This window comes from Paenibacillus sp. GCM10028914, from assembly GCF_042666275.1.
GTDB lineage: Bacteria > Bacillota > Bacilli > Paenibacillales > Paenibacillaceae > Paenibacillus_AQ.
Window position 1 is genome coordinate 742,731 of record NZ_JBHTFO010000018.1, and the last position, 18,573, is coordinate 761,303.

Genomic DNA, 18,573 nt, shown 5'->3' on the forward strand with positions numbered 1-18,573 from the left:
TTTACATGTATGAATTAGCGCCCATAATTTATCGGATTGTTGGTTCAATGTCCAGAGGATCAACGAAACCATAACCTTTCTTCTCAAGCTTGGTTAAAAGTGTATCTAGGGCTTCAACGGTCCAGGGGAGTTCATGCATAAGAATATTACTACCTGGGTGAAGCTGTTCGATGACATTATTAATGACTGCCTCGGGATTGTTTTTACTCTTGCTATCCCAGTCTAGAGAACCGTTTGACCATGTCATAAATAATAAGTTGTTGTCTTTCGCAATGTTCTTAACTTGTTCCCCACCCGAACCGAATGGAGGCCTGAAAAATTTAGGTTTTTCCCCGATGGTATCCATGACGATTTTCTGAACATCTTCAATTTGTTTTTTTACTTCCTGTTGACTTTCCTTTTTAAGATCAATATGGTCCCAACTATGATTTCCGATAATCTGTCCACGATCATGGATTAGCTTTAAAAGATCTGGGTTTTGTTTAACACGGTATCCATTCACGAAAAAAATAGCTTTGGCCTTATGTTTGTCCAAAGTATCAATAAGACCGTTAATCATGCTTTCATCTTTAGGTCCATCATCGAATGTTAACAGCACAATTTTCTTCTGAGTAGACTCTTCATTAGGCACGATATTGTAAACTTTGTTCATGTGATATTGGGGTTGAACAGGAGCTTGGGTGGATGGTTCCTTCGGTTCGTCCTTACTTGAGTCGTCCTGATTATTGGGTTTGTCATCTGTTTTTTCATCAGAACTGCTAGGAGATTCTTCGTTGGTACTAAGGTTATCCTCGCTTGGTGTGTTCGGTGTGACCTTGTTTTCATTTGCTGTCTTTGGCGACTCTTTAATATCATTTTGTCCACAAGCACTGAGGACTAAGCTGACTGCTAGAAGCAGCACGGTTGTCTTTTTAACCATCATTCCATCTCACTTTCCTGTAATTATTGCGCATGAGTTTGTAGAAGCCAGTGAACACTACGTATGAGTTTATCATAGAAGGAGGTAATATTTGTGAGAACTTCGGCGTTTATATACGGAGCGATTGTCGGTATTGCTGTTTACCGTATGATCTCCAGTAAAGGCGGTATGGCATTCTCTTCGATGGTGAAGGGGACTGATATTGGGCAATTAGCGAATACGGCAAAAGACATGATGAAAGGCTACACAAACAGCTCAAGTAGCTCCAATCATTCTAAGCCAAACCAAGGTGGTAACCGCCAAGAAAGCGTGCGTCCCAGTTCAAGCGGGCCTGATTCATCCAGTCATTCAGCGGAAAATCAACATGGGGGACAGACATCGACTCATTCGAAAACTGCCAACCTAAAACAATTAAAGGATTTCATTCGCAGTAACCCGGATGTAAAGCACGAAGTTGAACAAATTTTAAAAGAAACTCATACGGTTATACCGGGTTTGTAAACAACTTAGACAATTTCGAATCATTCTTAGGGTAGAGCATCATCCCTTGGAATGATTCTTTTTTTTATGGTACATATTTACGTGCATTTGTGGGTATTAAATGATAAAATAATTAATATACAACCATTTTTAGCACGTCATCATCCAAGAATCATAACTTGTAATAACTTTTTTGTTTATAGAGGAGGATCCTGTCATGAAAATAGAACGCTTGAGTCAAGATAAGATACGGATTTTCCTCACGTTTGACGATCTGAGTGAGCGGGGAATCCAGAAGGATGAGATGTGGCAGGAAATACCAAAAGTATATGACCTGTTTACAGAAATGATGGATCAAGCCTACAGTGAACTCGGATTTGATGCCACAGGGCCTTTAGCGGTTGAAGTGTTTGCATTACCCGCCCAAGGTATGGTGGTTATTGTAACGAGAGGAAAATACGATCACCATTTCGGCGGCTTGTCTGAAGATGAAATGCCAGATGAGATTTATGAAATGGAAGTAACTTTGGAACAAAGCGGCAGCATCGTTTATGCATTTAACGATTTTGAGATGCTAATAGAAGCCGCCCATATGTTGAACGATTTAGTCGACGGGGCTGGCACGCTCTATCACTATTTGGATAAATGGTTTTTATGGATGGATTCCGAGGAATTTAGCAATGAGAAGCAGGCTACAGTTAAAGCCTTGCTTGCTGAATTTGGTAATTCATCTATGGTTACAGAAGCTGTTCTGGAGGAATATGGAAAGGTCGTCATGCCGGAGCAGGCGGTCGAGAACATTTGTATCCATTTTGAACGCAGTAAATAAATGCAAGTGTGGGCATGCTTGATGGCCGGACTACAGGCCCGCAACTAATAGAGGGGGATTTCGGTGCTGGTGTTCTCGATCATAGCGTCTGCTTTGGCGCCGGGTCTCGCATTGCTCACATATTTTTACCTAAAGGATAGGTATGATCAAGAACCGCTGCATATTGTGGTTAAAGTATTTCTACTCGGATTTTTGATCGTTTTTCCCGTAATGATATTGCAGCGGGGAATGATATTATGGCTGGGCGACAACCCGGTGGTCGAATCTTTGATCATTTCAGCGGGTGTAGAAGAGTTGTTGAAGTGGTTTGTGTTGTACCATCTAATTTTTAACCATACAGAGTTTGATGAACCGTATGACGGCATACTGTATGCGACAGCAATTTCACTTGGTTTTGCAACGGTAGAGAATATTATGTACGCATGGTACAGTCAGGCTGCGTTTGGTCCCATGTTAATTAGAGCCTTACTGCCCGTGTCAGGACATGCGATGTTTGGCATCATCATGGGGTACTATTTTGGTCATGCGAAATTCTCAGGTGGCAAATCAAATCGAGTCTATTTGCTTCTGTCCTTTCTTCTTCCTTGGATGTGGCACGGACTTTACGATTTGATCCTCAATATGATATCTCAATATTGGCTGTGGTTTATCGTTCCTCTTATGGTTCTTCTTTGGTATGGAGGGATGGGTAAGATTTCTAGGGCAAATAACCGCTCTCCTTTTCGCATTATTAAGCGAGATGAAGAGGTTAAGACCTAACATATAAGGACACACTTCATTGTAGAGACCCTTGGCTGTGAGCCAGGGAAGAACGATGGAGGTGTCTTTTTTTGTGCGTATAAAAGTGAAAATTCGTTGTAAAGAATGCGGGGAAAGATATATTCTACGGGGCAGGAAAGAGCACGGGCGTATAGAGACAGGGTTTAAACAATGTCTTTGTAATAATGAGAATCGGTTCGAAATTGAGGAAGACATGTAAATCACACCCGAAATAGTCATGTTTTATAAACAATGCATAAGACTTCTTTCTTCTAGTCAAACTAACGGCAGGTGAATAGAAGAAAGGAGAATTAAATACACATGTATAAACGTATTAGTGCCGTATTGTTCCCTGTGGTCTCTATTTTATTGATCGGATCACTTATGTGGGGTAACCAAATGAAAGAAGAGCGAAATACCGTTCAGATTAAGGCAGAGAACCAGTACCAACGGGCTTTCCACGATTTGTCTTTTCATATGGACCGTATTCACGGAGAGATTGGAAACACATTAGCGGTGAACTCAACATCGCAAGGAATGCATCGTAAAGGGTTGATGAACGTGTGGAGGCTTTCTAGTGAAGCTCAAAGTGAACTCAACCAACTTCCGCTCGCGATGATGCCTTTCAGTAAAACGGAAGAGTTTCTCACACGGATCGCAAACTTTGCCTATAAAGCAGGTGTCCGTGACATGACTAAAGAACCATTGAGTGAAAGCGAAGTCAACACTTTAAAGACTTTATACGCTAACTGTGGTGAAATTACGAAAGATCTTTCTAAGGTTCAAAATACGGTATTGACCAAAAATCTCAGCTGGCTTGACGTGGATACAACGACTGCGATAAAAAATGTTGATCAGTCTGGCAACGAGATTATAGATGGCTTGCATGGCGTGAATAAAAAGATTGAAACGTACCCAGAACTCGATTGGGGACCTTCTGTTAGCAGTATGTATGAACAACGTTCAGTGAAGATGCTGTCTGGAGTACCGGTAACGGAAAATGATGTTAGGCGTAAAGCTCTAAAGTTCGCAGACGTAGGTGAAAATGCTAGCTGCCAAGTAACTGAGAATGGTAAAGGGACAGACTGGGAGTCCTATACGGCTAAAGTTCAGTCACCAGAGGGCAACCAGCTTAGTATGGATTTTACCCGTAAAGGCGGCTTGTTGACTTCTTTTACGAAAGATCGCCAGGTTGGAGCGAAAAAAGTATCTGTTAATGATGCTATGAATAAAGCCGGGGAATTTCTTGCAAATAAAGGCTATCGTAATATGAAAGCAGTTAATGCGGATTCGTACGATAACCTGGTAAACTTCACGTTTGTTCGAGAACAGGATGGAGTGCTTGTTTATCCTGAAAAAATGATGGTTAGATCCGCTCTCGATAATGGTGAAGTTATTGGATTCCAAGCCAATGAGTTTATCTACGAGCATAAAGATAATCGAGATATTCCAAGTGCGAAACTGAGTCTTCAAGAAGCTAGAAAGGTGCTCAACAAGGATTTTCAAGAAACATATAACCGTAAAGCTTTAATCAAAAACGATCGGGCGGAGGATACACTCTGTTATGAAATCGGTGGAAACATTAATGGGGCTCAGTATCGAATTTATATCAATGCGGATACAGGGCTTGAAGAAAATGTTGAGGTAATCAGAGATACTGACGCCGATATTGGATGATAATAGGATTTAAGAAGTTGCGTGATCACGAGTCTCCTTAGGAGACTCGTTTTTCCGTTATAAGAAGAATTTATGACTTTTTCGCCTAGGCTGCATGTTATAATAATTCTTGTTGATATTATCCAATTAGAAGGTGAAGGGTTTGTATCCTAAAATTAATGAAGTATTATTTATCCAGGTAGATAACGGTGATGAGAAAGAAGCTAAACATGTTTACAAGTCTAGAATATCGGAAATTACGGAAGACTCTATTTTTATGGAAGTGCCTCTTCATGAAGGGACAGGTCGTTTGAAGAAGTTATATATGGGAGATGAACTCTCTGCTTACTTCTTAACTGAAGGAGGGGTCAAGAATTATTTTAATACACATGTCTTAGGTTTTTTTGATGATGTCATTCGGCAAGTGAGAATTCGTAAACCGGATATGGAGGAAATATCTAAAATCCAAAGAAGAAGTTTTCTGCGTGTCCAAGCTGAATTGGAAATTGCATTGGGCTTTAAGGATGGGAAAAAATACATATCCAAGACAGAGGATGTCGGTGGTGGAGGCGTATCCTTTTATGCTGAGCCGGATCAGATAATTGTCGAAGGTGATCTTCTATCTTGTTGGCTGCTTATTCCATATAAGAACGGCTCTGTTGAGCATGTGCCTTTTGAGAGTGAAGTGGTAAGAGTTAAAGATCTTCTCAATGGGCGAAAATTAATTATGCTCAAGTTTAACAGTATTGTTGATATGGAGAGACAAAAATTAATACGCTATTGCTTTGAAAGACAATTTGATTTCAGGAATCGATAGAATAATTTGGAACCTAGAATGACATCCTAATCTGAAAAGGTTAGGGTGGTTTTTCTTATGAGTATATCGGAGCGTGAAGAACTTGAAATTTTGACAGATAAGGATGAAGTAATTGTGCCTCATTTTTATCAAAATATAGACTACTTGGGCAATTTGCTATTAAAGAGTCTTCTTTGGCTAGGTCTTTGCTTTCTAGTTATCCAACTGCTTCTACATATTGATTGCATTCGGCCTTTCCTTTCGCCGGTTTATCGTATGGAAGGAGTGCCCATGGATGCACGAAATGTAAAGGATTGGTTAGATGAAAAGAAGTCTTCCTTTTTGCATCACTCTAGTTAGTGTGGTATAATTTTCTCGTCGCAGGCAAAGCCTGCTTTTTTCTTGAGGCGCAGTTTGAGGAGGAATGCCCCGGTGGTTATGCAGGGGACTGGTATGAATGACAAAATAAATATTGCCATCGACGGACCTGCAGGGGCAGGGAAAAGTACCGTTGCTCGTATGGTGGCGAACAAGCTCCAGTACATCTATGTTGACACCGGAGCCATGTATCGAGCAGTAACGTGGTTGATGCTAAAAAAAGGGATTTCTTCAGAAAATTCCGAAAAGGTGCTTCAAATCGCACAAAATATGGTGATTGAATTAATACCACATGAAAATGGCCAGAAGGTGCTATTGAATGGAGAGGATGTTACACCTTACATCCGTTCTAATCATGTTAGCTCTGAGGTGTCACGGTATGCTCAAATCGAAGATCTTCGCACTCAACTGGTTGATTTACAAAGGCAGATGGCGTTGCGTAAAGGTGTTGTAATGGATGGACGCGATATTGGAACTACGGTTTTGCCAGATGCTGAAGTCAAAATATTCATGACAGCCAGTGTTAAGGAACGTGCTCTCCGTCGATTCAATGAATTGAGTGAAGCCGAAGGAGTATCTCTTGAACAACTTGAATTGGATATCGCGACACGCGATCGCCTAGACGAGGAACGTGAGGTGTCGCCACTACGCTGTGCCAAGGACGCTATCGTATTGGATACGACGCAGATGACGATTCAAGAAGTTGTAGATACGATACTTTCTTACTGTATATCTCAAATGGATGGGGAGAAATAAGACATGATTTATGTGTTCTGCAGAGCGGTGGTTCGCGGTTTGTTCGCTGTGTTATATCGGTTTGAGTCTGTTGGCGTACATAACATTCCTGCGGAAGGCGGAGTACTGATCTGTGCTAATCATACCAGCCTTAGGGATCCGATTTCGGTTGGCATCCATGTGAAGCGACAGGTCAAATTTATGGCCAAGGCTGAGTTGTTTAAGATTCCGGTATTCGGTTGGTTGATTCATCAGCTCGGTGCGTTTCCTGTGAAACGCGGCGGGGTGAGTAAGGATTCAATTAAGACATCATTGAAAATCTTACGTCAAGGCGAAATAATGGGTATCTTTCCGGAAGGAACACGGAACTCGGATGCGGAAGCGGCCAAGCGTGGTGCGGCAAGCTTTGCATTACGTAGCGGCGCTGCGGTAGTTCCAGCTGCTATTATCGGCGACTACAAACTTTTCCGAAAAACTAAAATTATTTATGGAGCTCCAATAGATTTATCTTCTTTCGAAGATAATAAATCGCCGGAGGCCCTGAATGAAGTCACTGCACTTATCATGAAAAAGATTAATGAAATGCGGCGAACAGGAAAGCCGACTGAGAAGTGATGTAATAGTTACATGTATAAAATACATGAACATTATGGAAAGCTATTACAACAATTATGTTTTGAACTTCGCAATATGCGAGTTTAAATAAATGGGGTTTGAATTGAGGAGGTAATTGACATGTCGGAAGAAACAAAAAATCAAGAAGTTGTAGAAACAGAAAGTCAAGATCAACTGGACCAAATCGTATCCTTGAAAAAAGGGGACACTGTGAAAGGGACGATCGTCAAACTGGAGGATAACCAAGCTTATGTAAGCATTGGATATAAATATGACGGAGTAATTCCTGTTCGCGAGTTGTCCGCAGTTCAATTGGATAACGCATCTGATGCAGTTCAGGTTGGCCAAGAAGTAGAATGCAAAGTTGTCAGCATTAATGACGACAAGGAAAGCCTCGTTCTTTCCAAACGCGCAATTGATACTGAAAGCGCATGGGAAACACTTGAAAAGCAATTTGCTGATCAAGAAATCATTGAGGTTGTTGTAGCTGATGTTGTTAAAGGTGGATTGGTCGTTGACGTAGGTGCTCGTGGTTTCATTCCAGCTTCTATGGTTGAACGTCATTTCGTTGAAGATTTCAGCGATTACAAAGGCCGTACACTTCGTGTGAAAGTTAAAGAACTTGATCGCGAGAACAATAAAGTGATCCTTTCCCAAAAGGATGTCTTGGATGAAGAGTTTGAAGCTAACAAGCAACAAGTAATGGCTAATCTTCAAGAAGGTCAAGTGCTGGAAGGAACTGTTCAGCGTTTGACTCAATTTGGTGCATTTGTTGATGTTGGTGGCGTGGACGGTCTTGTTCATGTATCTGAAATTGCATGGAGCCATGTTGACAAACCATCGGACGTTCTTTCTGAAGGTGACAAGGTTTCCGTTAAAGTTCTGAAGGTTGATCCTGAAAAAGGAAAAATCAGCCTCAGTATTAAAGCTGCACAACCAGGTCCTTGGGAAACAGCTGCTGAAAAATTCCATACAGGTGATGTTGTAACTGGCCAAGTTAGACGTCTTGTTAACTTTGGTGCATTTGTAGAATTGGCTCCAGGTGTAGAAGGTCTGGTGCATATTTCTCAAATTTCCCATAAGCATATTGGAACTCCGCAAGAAGTTCTTAAAGAAGGTCAAGAAGTTCAGGTTAAAATTCTTGACATCAATTCGGATGAAAAGCGTGTGAGCCTGAGCATTAAAGAGACTGAAGAAGCACCTGCTGCTCCATCTCCAAGAGCTGAAAAACAGTCCAAAGGCCCTAAAATTGACTTGAAAGACAATCCGAACGTATCTTTGAATAACCAAGGTATGAGTGTAACGCTCGGAGAACGTTTCGGCGATAAATTGAGCAAATTCAAGTAAGCCCCCGAAACGAATGACCGGTCAGATGACCCTTCATAAATAAGTCGGCGGACCCAGTATTGGGTTCGCCGTTTGTTTTTTAAGTTTCTCTGCATACATAAACAGTAAGTAGGGAATGAAACTATTAGAAACTAAAGATGAAACGTTAGCCAATTGTAACGTTTTTTGCTATGATGATAATCGTAAGCATTGACAGGAGGAGTGAATATGGCAAGACCCGTAGTGGCTATTGTCGGAAGGCCAAATGTCGGTAAATCGACAATTTTTAATCGATTGATCGGCGATCGACTAGCCATCGTTGAAGATAAACCTGGGATTACACGTGATCGAATTTATGGTGGTGCTGAGTGGAACGGTAAACTATTCAGTGTGATCGATACTGGTGGAATCGAGATTGATGGCGATGATATGATTTTGAAATCCATTCGCGTACAAGCTGAATTGGCTATTGAAGAAGCGGATGTGATTGTATTTATGTGTGATGCGAAATCGGGCGTTACTGGTTCCGATGAAGAAGTTGCACAAATATTGTACCGCTCTGGTAAGCCAGTTGTTCTGGCTGTAAACAAAGTGGACAATATGAAGAGAGCAGAGGATATTTATGAATTTTATAGCCTCGGATTTGGCGATCCGATTGGCATATCAGGAAGCCATGGTACAGGCATAGGTGATTTGCTTGATGCCGTAGTTGATAGCCTACCTGATTTAACCGATGATGAGTATGATGATGATGTTATTAAGGTTGCGCTGATCGGCAGACCAAACGTCGGTAAATCCTCCCTTGTGAATGCGATTCTCGGTGAAGAGCGTGTTATTGTTAGTGATATTGCGGGTACGACTCGCGATGCCATTGACACACCTTTTGAGAAGGATGGCCAGCGCTACGTACTCATCGATACTGCTGGGATGCGTAAACGGGGTAAGGTTTACGAAACGACAGAGAAATATAGTGTAATGCGTGCGATGCGTGCAATCGAACGAGCTGATGTAGTTCTTGTACTTATTAACGGTGAAGAAGGAATTATTGAGCAGGACAAACATATTGCAGGGTATGCTTACGAAGCAGGTAAAGCTTCCGTATTTGTCGTGAACAAATGGGATGTCGTTGAGAAAGACGATAAAACAATGCAGAATTTTGAGAATAAAATTCGAGATCATTTCCTATTCATGACTTATGCGCCAGTAGTGTTCTTGTCTGCTAAAACTAAACAACGCTTGCAGAAGCTGTTGCCTGTTGTGAAACATGTTGCTGAGCAACATACACTTCGTGTGCAGACTCACTTGCTGAATGATGTCGTGTCAGATGCAGTCGCGATTAATCCTCCACCGACGGATAAAGGACGAAGATTACGGATTAATTATGTAACTCAAGTTGCCGTCAAACCACCAACTATGGTTGTATTCGTCAATGATCCAGAGATGATGCACTTCTCCTATGAACGTTATTTGGAGAATAAAATACGTGCAGCTTTTAACTTTGAAGGGACACCTATACGTATATTTACACGGCGTAAGTCTGATGAGAGTTAGGGGAGAGTAGCTTGGTTCTAAAGATCGTAGCGATTATATTATGTTACCTGCTGGGCTCAGTGAGCTTTAGCGTACTGCTGGCGAAGTTTCTTAAAGGGATTGATATTCGCCAGCACGGCAGTGGGAATGCCGGAGCAACGAATACACTTCGTGTCCTAGGGAAGGGACCAGCTATTCTAGTGCTAGCCCTCGACGTACTTAAAGGCATCGCGGCAGTGTGGATCGGAAAGTGGCTTGGTGGAGATAATGAGTGGATGGCTGGAATTTGTGGTATTGCAGCCATTGCAGGACATAATTGGCCTTTATATTTTCGTTTCCGTGGAGGTAAAGGTATAGCAACTGCAATTGGCGTATTGGCCACGATCAGCTTTTTACCAGCACTTTATGCAGGAATTATTGCGATTCTATCTATCGTATTTACTCGCTATGTTTCACTGGGATCGCTTATTTTTGTCTCACTAACACCTGTTTTTCTGGTGTGGATGAAATATCCTTGGCCGTTATTCTGGACTAGCTTGATTATATGTATATTTGCTATTTGGCGACATCGTACCAACATAATCAAACTTGCTCAGGGGCGGGAGAATAAACTTGGCTCTGGTAAAAAGCAAAAAGGGGGGGAACGCGTTGTCTGACAAGGTGGCTGTACTGGTCGCTGGCAGTTGGGGAACGGCCCTTGCCAGTGTACTGGCTAGTAATGAGTTAGAAGTTGCTCTCTGGACGCGGAACTTTGAGCAGGCTAGGGAACTGAATGAGGAGCATACCAATAGTCGTTACTTACCGGATATCAAGCTGTCACCTCGTTTGCGAGCAACGACGGACATGAAAGAAGCGGTTGATGGAGCAAGTGCGATTATCATTGTTGCACCTTCATCTGCGATGCGTGAAGTGTCTAGACAGCTTAAGTCATATTGGAATGAAGACATGTTGCTCATTCATGCGACGAAAGGGTTTGAAACTGAATCCTTGAAGCGGATGTCCACTGTTATTGCTGAAGAGCTAGGTTGTAAAGAAGGAAATATTGTTGTCCTTTCTGGTCCAAGTCATGCGGAAGAAGTGATCAGAAAATGCCCGACAACCGTTGTGGTAGCTTCTTCTGATGGGCAAGCGGCAGCAAAGGCACAAGATCTATTTATGAATTCTTACTTCCGTGTATACACGAACCGGGACATGATTGGCGTGGAACTAGCAGGTGCTCTAAAAAACATTATTGCACTAGGTGCTGGAATGTCAGATGGGCTGGGTTTCGGTGACAATGCCAAAGCAGCACTGTTAACACGTGGGCTTGCTGAAATATCTCGAATTGGAGTAGAGATGGGAGCCAATCCTCTTACGTTTGCAGGGCTTGCTGGCATTGGTGATTTGGTTGTTACAGCGACAAGTCGCCATAGCCGTAACTGGCGTGCAGGATCACTCTTAGGTCAAGGTAAAGGACTAGATGAAGTACTGGAATCTATGGGCATGGTTGTAGAAGGAATCCGAACGACCAAGGCAGCGTATGCAATCTCTGAGAAGCTTGGCGTTCAGATGCCTATAGTTGATCAGTTGTATCATGTGCTGTTTATGGATCGTGACCCTAGGATAGCTGTAGAAGCGCTAATGGGACGTGATCCAAAGACAGAAATGGAAATAATGTCGCAAGAAATTTGGGAACAGTGGCATACCTAGCTTATTCACCATCTAACCTCCAACTTCATATATTGATATGAAGATTGCCGGAGGAGGGGTAGAAATGAGCAAAAACTTTCCCAAAGATGTGCTGAACGCGATAAATAAAAAGAGCGGAAAACAAATATCATCAGGGGCTGTCAAAAAGCTAGCTGGAACGGTAAAGCCGTCTACGATGCAGAATGAAGCCCAGCTCCGTCAACTGATCAAGCAAGTTTCCGCTATGGCTAACGTTCCTGTTAGCGAAGAGACAATTCAGGAAATTATAGGTGCTGTGAAGAAAAGCGGAATGAATCCTAGTAATATGGAATCACTGATGAAAATGATGATGAGTAAATAGGACATACTCTGTCCGAAGATTAGAACAAAAGGTTAGTTCCCTTGGGGAATATCACCTTTTGTTCTTTTTTTTGAAGAGATAAGAAAGTATATATTTCAGAGTTATGTCATCCTTATCTCGCAAGAAAAACTTCCGCTAAATGCGGTCTGTCTTCTGTGAAATTACGTCGATAGACGTTTTTCTTATGTGAGAGCTGAATGATTTCGTGATATAATGGGTTGAAATATTTTGTCGATAGATTGGAGCGGGTTGTGGCATGGATCCAATGCAAAAAATGTGGCTATCTATGATTGCCTTGTTAATTATGGCTTTGTCTGTTGTTCTCGTTACCGTTGCTCGAAGTAAGACGAAAGGCGTTATACGAATGGGGTTATCGACCGTCGCGTTTTTTATGATGATTATCGGGTTCGTTGCAGGATTGGCATCAATTACGTAGTTGAATGTTTCCTTCAGGTGGCTTGAAACGTGATGAAATATGAGGTGAAACATGAGACTGGATCATTCGCAGAAGTTAAAAAAGTCACTTTTTGTCGCTGCTGAATCACTAAATCGGGCAGATTCGATCTGGCTGTTAGGTGGTAGCTGCAGCCTGCTTTTACAAGGGGTTAGCCTAAATAAGGAGCCCCGTGATTTAGATGTTTATGCGGATACATACGCTATACCAGCACTACATCGTGAATTGGACACATGGGCGAAAGATACACCTCGCTTAGATGAAGAGGGAATGTATGTATCTGTGCTAAGTCATTATCAGATTCATGATTATTCAGTTGAATTAGTTGGTGGATTTAAAATTACTTCACACGGGTCCGTTTATGAAGTGAAGATTGATGATCTCTTGTATAACTGGGCACCTAGGAATACGATTCAAGATGTGTCATTCCGTCTAATGCCGCTTTCTCATGAACTTGTGTTTAACGTCCTTCGAGAGAGGGAAGACCGATATGTAGCTATAGCAGAAGTAATAAGACAACAGCCTGAGCGTCATTCAGAGCTTCTGAAGGAAATTGTGTCTCAGAATGAATGGAGTCATTCACATCTGTCTTTAATTCAAGATTTAACAGGAATTACACTTTAGAAACATAATATTTCCAGAAGGAGGGGCTAAGGTGGACTTTGAAGTTACTTTTCAGCCTGTAGGTAAGAAAATTAAGGTTCGCCCGAACACCTATGTTCTGGATGCGGCGAGGCGAGCAGGAATAAAAATCCCCACACGCTGTGGTGGTAAAATGGGCTGTCTGATGTGTAAGGTTCAGATTCAAGATGGGGATCACAAGAATTGTCTACCTCCAAAAGAAGCTGAGCGTAGAAAACTGGGTTCGCTTATCGAACAAGGGACTAGGCTTTCTTGTCAGACCGTGATTACGGGGAATCTGTCCGTTACCGTCCCCGAGGATCCTTTGAAAGCTGCTATTCGGAAACAACTCGAGGCTGCAAGAAGAGGAGAAAACGACGATTTTATTTAACGTTGCAAAGGATGATGCAAGTTGAAGGGGAATATTCACCATGGTATGGAAAAAAAGGCGAGATTCACAAAAGTCACATGCTCGATATCCGTATTAATGCTTTTTTCGATATTAATGACAGGTTGTATGTATCAGAAAGAAAATGAGCAAGGAAGTCAGGTTTCCTATCGTGAGAGTGTTAAGCGCATTCAGTCTGCAGTGGATGATTTCTTCAATGAGCAGTCGATCCTTCCGATTATAACGGCAGGTGAAGAGGTTCCACGTTATGAGAAGTATAGAGTTGATCTTGATAAGCTGAAGAATATGGAATATATCGATGAGATCCCCAAAACAGCCTTCGAGAACGGAGGCAGTGGATATTTTCTTATTATTAATGAGGAAGATGATCCAAGTGTTAAGGTGATGGATTTGAGTACCAAGCAGAAAGTTAATGATGTTCAGATGTCTGTTGACCGTTATAAGACAGCGAATAACGGTTCACTTCCGACAGGAGATGAGTTATATCCGGGCTTTTTTGCAGTTGATTTTGCAAAGACGGATGTTAAGGCTATAAAACTCTCAAGTGTGTATTCCGGGCAAGAAGTGCAGTTTATGATGGATGAAAGTGGAACTGTCTATATTGATTATGCCTTTGATATTATGCAGGCGATCGAGAAAGAGACGGCCAAACCAAAGTCTGATGAAGATTTGAGAATTTATTTGGAACAAGCTTCTTATTTCGTACCTGTAAAATCTGCGCCATACTTTTGGGTGGACCAACAACCTACAGCCAAATTATAGCTTTAAGATGTTGACATCAATTTCAATTTTAAGATTGAGAGTTCCGTCTACTAAAATGAAATAGCTGTTAAGCCTATATCGCAAATTATTAGAACCGCCTTCGTACCTGACACTTCCTTTTGTGAAGGGTACGATAGGCGGTCTTTTTTATTTGGACATTTTTTTGGAGTTTTTGACATGATCGGAAGCTCCTAAGCATATCCATTATGGGAAAGCTCAGTTCGGGTTTCACAGGTGCCCGGCAAGATTTACAAAAAAAACAGGACGGACATATCCGGGCAACCGTCATATTTTGAATCCCGGTACATATGATGATACTAGTCCAAATGCATGTACGAGTTAAGCCGCTTTGCCGTTTCCCAGATCTCACTTGGATACCGGCGGCGGACTACTGGCGGCGAGGTAAAGGCTGCTCAATTGTTGCAATGGCTTTGGCTGTGAGATGGAACACGAAGCGGATGCTCTTAAAGCATTTTTCCTTCGGAGTAATTTGAGGAGGGGATCTCTTTTGGAAAAAGTGGACATTTTTAAGGACATAGCCGAACGTACTGGAGGGGATATATACTTAGGTGTCGTTGGCGCAGTCCGGACGGGAAAATCAACCTTCATCAAGCGGTTCATGGAAACGGTCGTGCTTCCGAACATAACGAACGAAGCTGATCGAGTAAGAGCTGTCGACGAATTGCCGCAGAGTGCTGCCGGTAAAACAATAATGACAACGGAACCGAAATTCGTACCAAACAATGCGGTGCAGATCCATGTGACTGAAGGTCTTGAAGTGAATGTACGTCTTGTTGACTGTGTCGGTTACGCAGTAGAAGGTGCTAAGGGATACGAGGATGAGAATGGTCCGCGTATGATTTCAACACCATGGTTCGAGGAGCCGATCCCTTTCCAGGAAGCTGCAGAAATTGGTACTCGTAAAGTCATTCAAGAGCATTCTACATTAGGCGTTGTTGTAACAACTGACGGTTCCATTGCGGAGATTCCTCGGAGTTCTTATGTTGAAGCAGAAGAAAGAGTTATCGCTGAGTTAAAAGAAGTAGGTAAGCCATTTGTAGTCGTTATTAACTCTACTCGTCCTAGAGGCGAGGAAGCTATGCAATTGCGTAGTGAGCTTGCAGAGAAATACGACATTCCTGTAATGACACTAAGTGCTGCTACGATGACAGAAGATGATGTCACTGGCGTTTTACGCGAAGTACTGTATGAGTTCCCTGTTCACGAAGTAAATGTAAACCTCCCGAGCTGGGTTATGGTACTGAACGAAAACCATTGGCTCCGCAGCAACTATGAAAATTCCGTTCGTGACACGGTGAAAGATATTCGCAGACTGCGTGATGTGGATCGTGTAGTTAGCCAGTTTATGGAATATGACTTTATCGACCGTGCTGGTCTCAGCGGTATGAATATGGGTCAGGGTGTTGCGGAGATTGATCTCTTTGCACCTGATGAGCTGTATGATCGTATCCTCATGGAAGTGGTTGGTGTTGAGATTAGAGGTAAGGATCATCTGTTACAGCTGATGCAGGAGTTCTCTCATGCGAAACGTGAATATGACAGATTTGCTGAAGCACTCGAAATGGTTAAAACAACAGGATATGGTATAGCTGCGCCGACTTTAACTGAAATGGCACTGGATGATCCAGAGTTGATCCGACAAGGAACGAGGTTCGGCGTTCGATTGAAAGCAACGGCTCCTTCGATTCATATGATCAGAGTCGATGTGGAATCGGAGTTTTCCCCGATCATCGGTACAGAGAAGCAGAGTGAAGAGTTGGTTCGCTATTTGATGCAAGACTTTGAGAATGATCCTATTAAAATTTGGGAGTCAGACATCTTTGGACGTTCTCTTCACTCCATTGTCCGTGAGGGCATACAAGGAAAAATTGCCATGATGCCGGACAATGCTCGTTATAAGCTTCAGGAGACACTAGGCCGTATCATTAACGAAGGTTCGGGTGGGTTGATTGCAATCATCCTATAGTCCATAGCGTTATGATGGAAAAACAACTGTAGACCGGCTGTTCAAGCCTGTTTACGGTTGTTTTTTGCCGTTTTGATCGTGTCTGGAAGTAAAACGCTTGAAATTCTGATTGGGCTGTATTACTATAAGTTTGTTCCGCGTCATGCATCTGAATGCAGCGAAGGGTGAAAAATGCCCGGTGTACGTATATTTTGCGGTAAAACGGAAACAGTGAATATCAAGTGAAAAACATTCTTACTGGGGAGGTGAAAGAATGAATAAATCGGATCTGATTACTCAGGTGGCTGAATCCACAGAGCTTTCTAAGAAGGACGCAACTAAAGCGGTTGATGCTGTTTTTGATGCTATTTCACAAGCACTGCAAAACGGAGATAAAGTCCAATTGGTAGGTTTCGGGAACTTCGAGGTTCGCGAGCGTTCCGCACGTAAAGGCCGTAACCCGCAAACAGGTGAAGAAATCGAAATCCCTTCGAGCAAAATTCCTGCATTTAAACCTGGTAAAGCGCTCAAAGACGGAATCAAATAAAGATTTCTACATATTACCTAAAAAGAAAAGGCCCGTGAATCCGTTCACGGCCTTTTCTTTTCCAATAGGAATGGGGGAGGACACGGTTATGGAAGATGTAAAGAACGATGATTATTTCGTCGTTAAGGCTCTGGAAAATGGGGTTCAGGTGATTGGTTTGACCCGTGGGCAGGATACTCGTTTTCACCATACCGAGAAACTCGACAAAGGTGAGGTTATTATCGCCCAATTCACTGATCATACCTCTGCGGTCAAAATCCGAGGTAAAGCAGAAGTGATGACCAAGCATGGGAAAATAGAAGCAGGTTCATAAAAAGCAGGCCGCTCGAGGAATCATCCTTGAGTGGCCTGCTCGTTTTAACGATTTAGATATTTTTCAAATAATGCACAAGGGTTAGTAATCCCAGATCAAAATTCTCCAAGTTGAAATGCTCGTTAGGTGCATGCAGGTTTTCATCAGGTAAACCGAAGCCCATCATGACCGCAGGGGCATTTAGTGTACTGGAAAGCTTCTCGACGATAGGGATTGAACCTCCATCTTTCGTAAACAGAGCACGGGTTCCATATACACTTTCGTAAGCATCAGCAGCTTTTTGCAGCATTGGATGTGACGGATCTATGTTAAATGCGAATGCTTTTTCTTTAGGGGATACCGTTAACTTAGCACCGATAGGTGTATGAGCTTTTAAATGAGCTTCGATCGCATCAAGCACTGCTTGCGGATCTTGATCAGCAACCAAGCGACATGTGATTTTTGCGTGGGCTTCCTTAGGGATGACGGTCTTACTTCCTTCACCTTGGAAACCGCCGTACACTCCGTTTAGCTCCAGTGTTGGACGAGCTCCCACTCGCTCAACGAAGGAGTATCCCTCTTCTCCGAAGAGAGAATCCAGATTGAGATCTTGTTTCAGCTGTTCTTCATCGAATTGTTGTTTTGCAAATTCCTCTCGCATTTCAGGTGATAGTTCTTGAACCCCATTATAAAAGTCTTTTACACTGACACGGCCCTGCTCATCATGGAGCGACGATAACAAGGAAACTATAGCATGGAGCGCATTAGGCACACCTCCGCCAAATGTACCAGAATGCAGGTCTGTATTGGCTGTCTGAACAGTTAACTCCAGTGAGCATAGACCGCGAAGTCCAGTTGAAATAGCTGGTTTCCCAGGAGCTAGTAAAGAGGTGTCAGAGATCAGAATAGCGTCTGCTGCCAGTTTATCTTTATTCTCCTCCAGATAAAGCGGCAAGTTTGGACTAGATACTTCCTCTTCACCCTCGATACAGAACTTAATATTAACTGGTAGTTCTTGTTCATGCTTAATAAGGGCTTCCACTGCTTTGACATGAAGATACAGCTGGCCTTTATCATCTGTTGCGCCGCGTGCATACAGTTTCCCGTTTCGAATCGACGGCTCAAAGGGTGGGGTCTCCCACAGATGAAGCGGATCGACTGGTTGCACGTCATAGTGACCATATATTAACACGGTAGGCTTGCCTTCTGCGTGTAAATAATCGGCAGTAATGATCGGGTGTCCTGCGGTTTGATGTATCTCCACATGCTCAAGTCCTGCCTTGACCAACTTGTCCGCCAGCCAGTCTGCAGCCTTGGCAACGTCACCTTTATGTTCTGATATAGCGGAAATGCTCGGAATGGATAACCAATCCTTAAGTTCTTCTAGATGTGTGTCGCGATGTTCAGCAAAATAAGCTTTATAATCAACGCTCATCGTTTGAAATCCTCCTTTTTATTATGTAATAGCAT

Annotated in this window: 23 protein-coding genes; 21 read left to right on the top strand and 2 right to left on the bottom strand. The window is 42.6% G+C overall.

Going from position 1 to position 18,573, the window contains the following annotated elements; all coding sequences use genetic code 11:
• Positions 1-28 precede the first annotated feature (28 nt).
• A complete protein-coding gene (locus ACFQV5_RS24045; RefSeq protein ID WP_379251157.1) occupies positions 29-919 on the bottom strand; it encodes a polysaccharide deacetylase family protein in 891 nt (296 codons plus the stop codon).
• A gap of 93 nt (positions 920-1,012) precedes the next feature.
• On the opposite strand from ACFQV5_RS24045, the gene ACFQV5_RS24050 reads away from it, so the two are divergent.
• The 21 genes from ACFQV5_RS24050 (at position 1,013) to mtrB (ending at position 17,124) form a co-directional block, all read left to right on the top strand.
• The gene (locus tag ACFQV5_RS24050; protein WP_379250770.1) at positions 1,013-1,420 is read left to right on the top strand and encodes a hypothetical protein; all 408 of its coding nucleotides are present in this window, start codon (positions 1,013-1,015) and stop codon (positions 1,418-1,420) included.
• A 196-nt stretch (positions 1,421-1,616) separates the two neighbouring features.
• The gene (locus ACFQV5_RS24055; RefSeq protein ID WP_379250772.1) at positions 1,617-2,228 is read left to right on the top strand and encodes a genetic competence negative regulator; all 612 of its coding nucleotides are present in this window, start codon (positions 1,617-1,619) and stop codon (positions 2,226-2,228) included.
• A 63-nt stretch (positions 2,229-2,291) separates the two neighbouring features.
• The gene (gene prsW / locus ACFQV5_RS24060) at positions 2,292-2,987 is read left to right on the top strand and encodes a glutamic-type intramembrane protease PrsW (RefSeq protein ID WP_379250774.1); all 696 of its coding nucleotides are present in this window, start codon (positions 2,292-2,294) and stop codon (positions 2,985-2,987) included.
• 321 nt (positions 2,988-3,308) lie between these two features.
• Positions 3,309-4,664, top strand: a complete 1,356-nt coding sequence (ypeB, locus tag ACFQV5_RS24065) for a germination protein YpeB (RefSeq protein ID WP_379250776.1) — start codon at positions 3,309-3,311, stop codon at positions 4,662-4,664.
• 142 nt (positions 4,665-4,806) lie between these two features.
• Complete coding sequence (locus tag ACFQV5_RS24070; RefSeq protein WP_379250778.1) at positions 4,807-5,460, top strand: flagellar brake protein; 654 nt, start codon at positions 4,807-4,809, stop codon at positions 5,458-5,460.
• Between the two features lie 57 nt (positions 5,461-5,517).
• Positions 5,518-5,799 (top strand): hypothetical protein, encoded by a 282-nt coding sequence (locus ACFQV5_RS24075; protein ID WP_379250780.1) that lies wholly within the window; start codon positions 5,518-5,520, stop codon positions 5,797-5,799.
• 78 nt (positions 5,800-5,877) lie between these two features.
• Positions 5,878-6,573 carry a (d)CMP kinase gene (gene cmk, locus ACFQV5_RS24080; protein ID WP_379251158.1) on the top strand — a complete coding sequence of 232 codons (696 nt, stop codon included), beginning with the start codon at positions 5,878-5,880 and terminating at the stop codon, positions 6,571-6,573.
• Between the two features lie 3 nt (positions 6,574-6,576).
• Positions 6,577-7,167 carry a lysophospholipid acyltransferase family protein gene (locus tag ACFQV5_RS24085; RefSeq protein WP_379250782.1) on the top strand — a complete coding sequence of 197 codons (591 nt, stop codon included), beginning with the start codon at positions 6,577-6,579 and terminating at the stop codon, positions 7,165-7,167.
• 120 nt (positions 7,168-7,287) lie between these two features.
• The gene (gene rpsA, locus ACFQV5_RS24090; RefSeq protein WP_379250784.1) at positions 7,288-8,514 is read left to right on the top strand and encodes a 30S ribosomal protein S1; all 1,227 of its coding nucleotides are present in this window, start codon (positions 7,288-7,290) and stop codon (positions 8,512-8,514) included.
• 207 nt (positions 8,515-8,721) lie between these two features.
• Positions 8,722-10,044: a ribosome biogenesis GTPase Der gene (gene der / locus ACFQV5_RS24095; RefSeq protein ID WP_379250786.1), complete on the top strand. Its 1,323-nt coding sequence runs from the start codon at positions 8,722-8,724 to the stop codon at positions 10,042-10,044.
• 11 nt (positions 10,045-10,055) lie between these two features.
• Positions 10,056-10,679: a glycerol-3-phosphate 1-O-acyltransferase PlsY gene (gene plsY / locus ACFQV5_RS24100; protein WP_379250787.1), complete on the top strand. Its 624-nt coding sequence runs from the start codon at positions 10,056-10,058 to the stop codon at positions 10,677-10,679.
• A complete protein-coding gene (locus ACFQV5_RS24105; protein ID WP_379250789.1) occupies positions 10,672-11,712 on the top strand; it encodes an NAD(P)H-dependent glycerol-3-phosphate dehydrogenase in 1,041 nt (346 codons plus the stop codon). Before plsY ends, ACFQV5_RS24105 begins: the two co-directional genes overlap by 8 nt.
• Positions 11,713-11,776: 64 nt before the next feature.
• Positions 11,777-12,052 (top strand): stage VI sporulation protein F, encoded by a 276-nt coding sequence (locus tag ACFQV5_RS24110; protein WP_379250791.1) that lies wholly within the window; start codon positions 11,777-11,779, stop codon positions 12,050-12,052.
• Positions 12,053-12,308: 256 nt separating this feature from the next.
• Positions 12,309-12,488 carry a DUF2768 family protein gene (locus tag ACFQV5_RS24115; protein WP_379250793.1) on the top strand — a complete coding sequence of 60 codons (180 nt, stop codon included), beginning with the start codon at positions 12,309-12,311 and terminating at the stop codon, positions 12,486-12,488.
• Between the two features lie 51 nt (positions 12,489-12,539).
• Complete coding sequence (locus ACFQV5_RS24120; protein WP_379250795.1) at positions 12,540-13,130, top strand: hypothetical protein; 591 nt, start codon at positions 12,540-12,542, stop codon at positions 13,128-13,130.
• 31 nt (positions 13,131-13,161) lie between these two features.
• Positions 13,162-13,518, top strand: a complete 357-nt coding sequence (locus ACFQV5_RS24125; RefSeq protein ID WP_379250797.1) for a 2Fe-2S iron-sulfur cluster-binding protein — start codon at positions 13,162-13,164, stop codon at positions 13,516-13,518.
• A gap of 114 nt (positions 13,519-13,632) precedes the next feature.
• A complete protein-coding gene (locus ACFQV5_RS24130) occupies positions 13,633-14,298 on the top strand; it encodes a hypothetical protein (RefSeq protein ID WP_379250799.1) in 666 nt (221 codons plus the stop codon).
• A gap of 308 nt (positions 14,299-14,606) precedes the next feature.
• Positions 14,607-14,792: a hypothetical protein gene (locus ACFQV5_RS24135; RefSeq protein ID WP_379250801.1), complete on the top strand. Its 186-nt coding sequence runs from the start codon at positions 14,607-14,609 to the stop codon at positions 14,790-14,792.
• A gap of 14 nt (positions 14,793-14,806) precedes the next feature.
• On the top strand, positions 14,807-16,285 hold the full coding sequence (spoIVA, locus tag ACFQV5_RS24140) for a stage IV sporulation protein A (protein WP_379250803.1): 1,479 nt from the start codon (positions 14,807-14,809) through the stop codon (positions 16,283-16,285).
• A 253-nt stretch (positions 16,286-16,538) separates the two neighbouring features.
• Entirely contained in the window at positions 16,539-16,811 is a 273-nt protein-coding gene (locus ACFQV5_RS24145; protein WP_379250805.1) for an HU family DNA-binding protein, read from the top strand.
• Positions 16,812-16,899: 88 nt separating this feature from the next.
• Positions 16,900-17,124, top strand: coding sequence for a trp RNA-binding attenuation protein MtrB (gene mtrB / locus ACFQV5_RS24150; RefSeq protein ID WP_379250807.1), 225 nt, complete (start codon positions 16,900-16,902; stop codon positions 17,122-17,124).
• A gap of 52 nt (positions 17,125-17,176) precedes the next feature.
• On the opposite strand, the gene ACFQV5_RS24155 is transcribed toward mtrB, so the two are convergent.
• Positions 17,177-18,538: a dipeptidase gene (locus ACFQV5_RS24155; RefSeq protein ID WP_379250809.1), complete on the bottom strand. Its 1,362-nt coding sequence runs from the start codon at positions 18,536-18,538 to the stop codon at positions 17,177-17,179.
• Positions 18,539-18,573: the final 35 nt, after the last annotated feature.

Excerpts from the sequence above, each read along its gene's own strand:
- ACFQV5_RS24055 (WP_379250772.1), top strand. The coding sequence starts at position 1,617 with ATGAAAATAGAACGCTTGAGTCAAGATAAGATACGGATTTTCCTCACG.
- ACFQV5_RS24085 (WP_379250782.1), top strand. The coding sequence starts at position 6,577 with ATGATTTATGTGTTCTGCAGAGCGGTGGTTCGCGGTTTGTTCGCTGTG.
- ACFQV5_RS24075 (WP_379250780.1), top strand. The coding sequence starts at position 5,518 with ATGAGTATATCGGAGCGTGAAGAACTTGAAATTTTGACAGATAAGGAT.
- mtrB (WP_379250807.1), top strand. The coding sequence starts at position 16,900 with ATGGAAGATGTAAAGAACGATGATTATTTCGTCGTTAAGGCTCTGGAA.
- ypeB (WP_379250776.1), top strand. The coding sequence starts at position 3,309 with ATGTATAAACGTATTAGTGCCGTATTGTTCCCTGTGGTCTCTATTTTA.
- ACFQV5_RS24115 (WP_379250793.1), top strand. The coding sequence starts at position 12,309 with ATGGATCCAATGCAAAAAATGTGGCTATCTATGATTGCCTTGTTAATT.
- rpsA (WP_379250784.1), top strand. The coding sequence starts at position 7,288 with ATGTCGGAAGAAACAAAAAATCAAGAAGTTGTAGAAACAGAAAGTCAA.
- cmk (WP_379251158.1), top strand. The coding sequence starts at position 5,878 with ATGCAGGGGACTGGTATGAATGACAAAATAAATATTGCCATCGACGGA.
- ACFQV5_RS24135 (WP_379250801.1), top strand. The coding sequence starts at position 14,607 with ATGATGATACTAGTCCAAATGCATGTACGAGTTAAGCCGCTTTGCCGT.
- ACFQV5_RS24130 (WP_379250799.1), top strand. The coding sequence starts at position 13,633 with ATGACAGGTTGTATGTATCAGAAAGAAAATGAGCAAGGAAGTCAGGTT.
- ACFQV5_RS24045 (WP_379251157.1), bottom strand. The coding sequence starts at position 919 with ATGGTTAAAAAGACAACCGTGCTGCTTCTAGCAGTCAGCTTAGTCCTC.
- der (WP_379250786.1), top strand. The coding sequence starts at position 8,722 with ATGGCAAGACCCGTAGTGGCTATTGTCGGAAGGCCAAATGTCGGTAAA.
- ACFQV5_RS24145 (WP_379250805.1), top strand. The coding sequence starts at position 16,539 with ATGAATAAATCGGATCTGATTACTCAGGTGGCTGAATCCACAGAGCTT.
- ACFQV5_RS24120 (WP_379250795.1), top strand. The coding sequence starts at position 12,540 with ATGAGACTGGATCATTCGCAGAAGTTAAAAAAGTCACTTTTTGTCGCT.
- ACFQV5_RS24155 (WP_379250809.1), bottom strand. The coding sequence starts at position 18,538 with ATGAGCGTTGATTATAAAGCTTATTTTGCTGAACATCGCGACACACAT.
- ACFQV5_RS24110 (WP_379250791.1), top strand. The coding sequence starts at position 11,777 with ATGAGCAAAAACTTTCCCAAAGATGTGCTGAACGCGATAAATAAAAAG.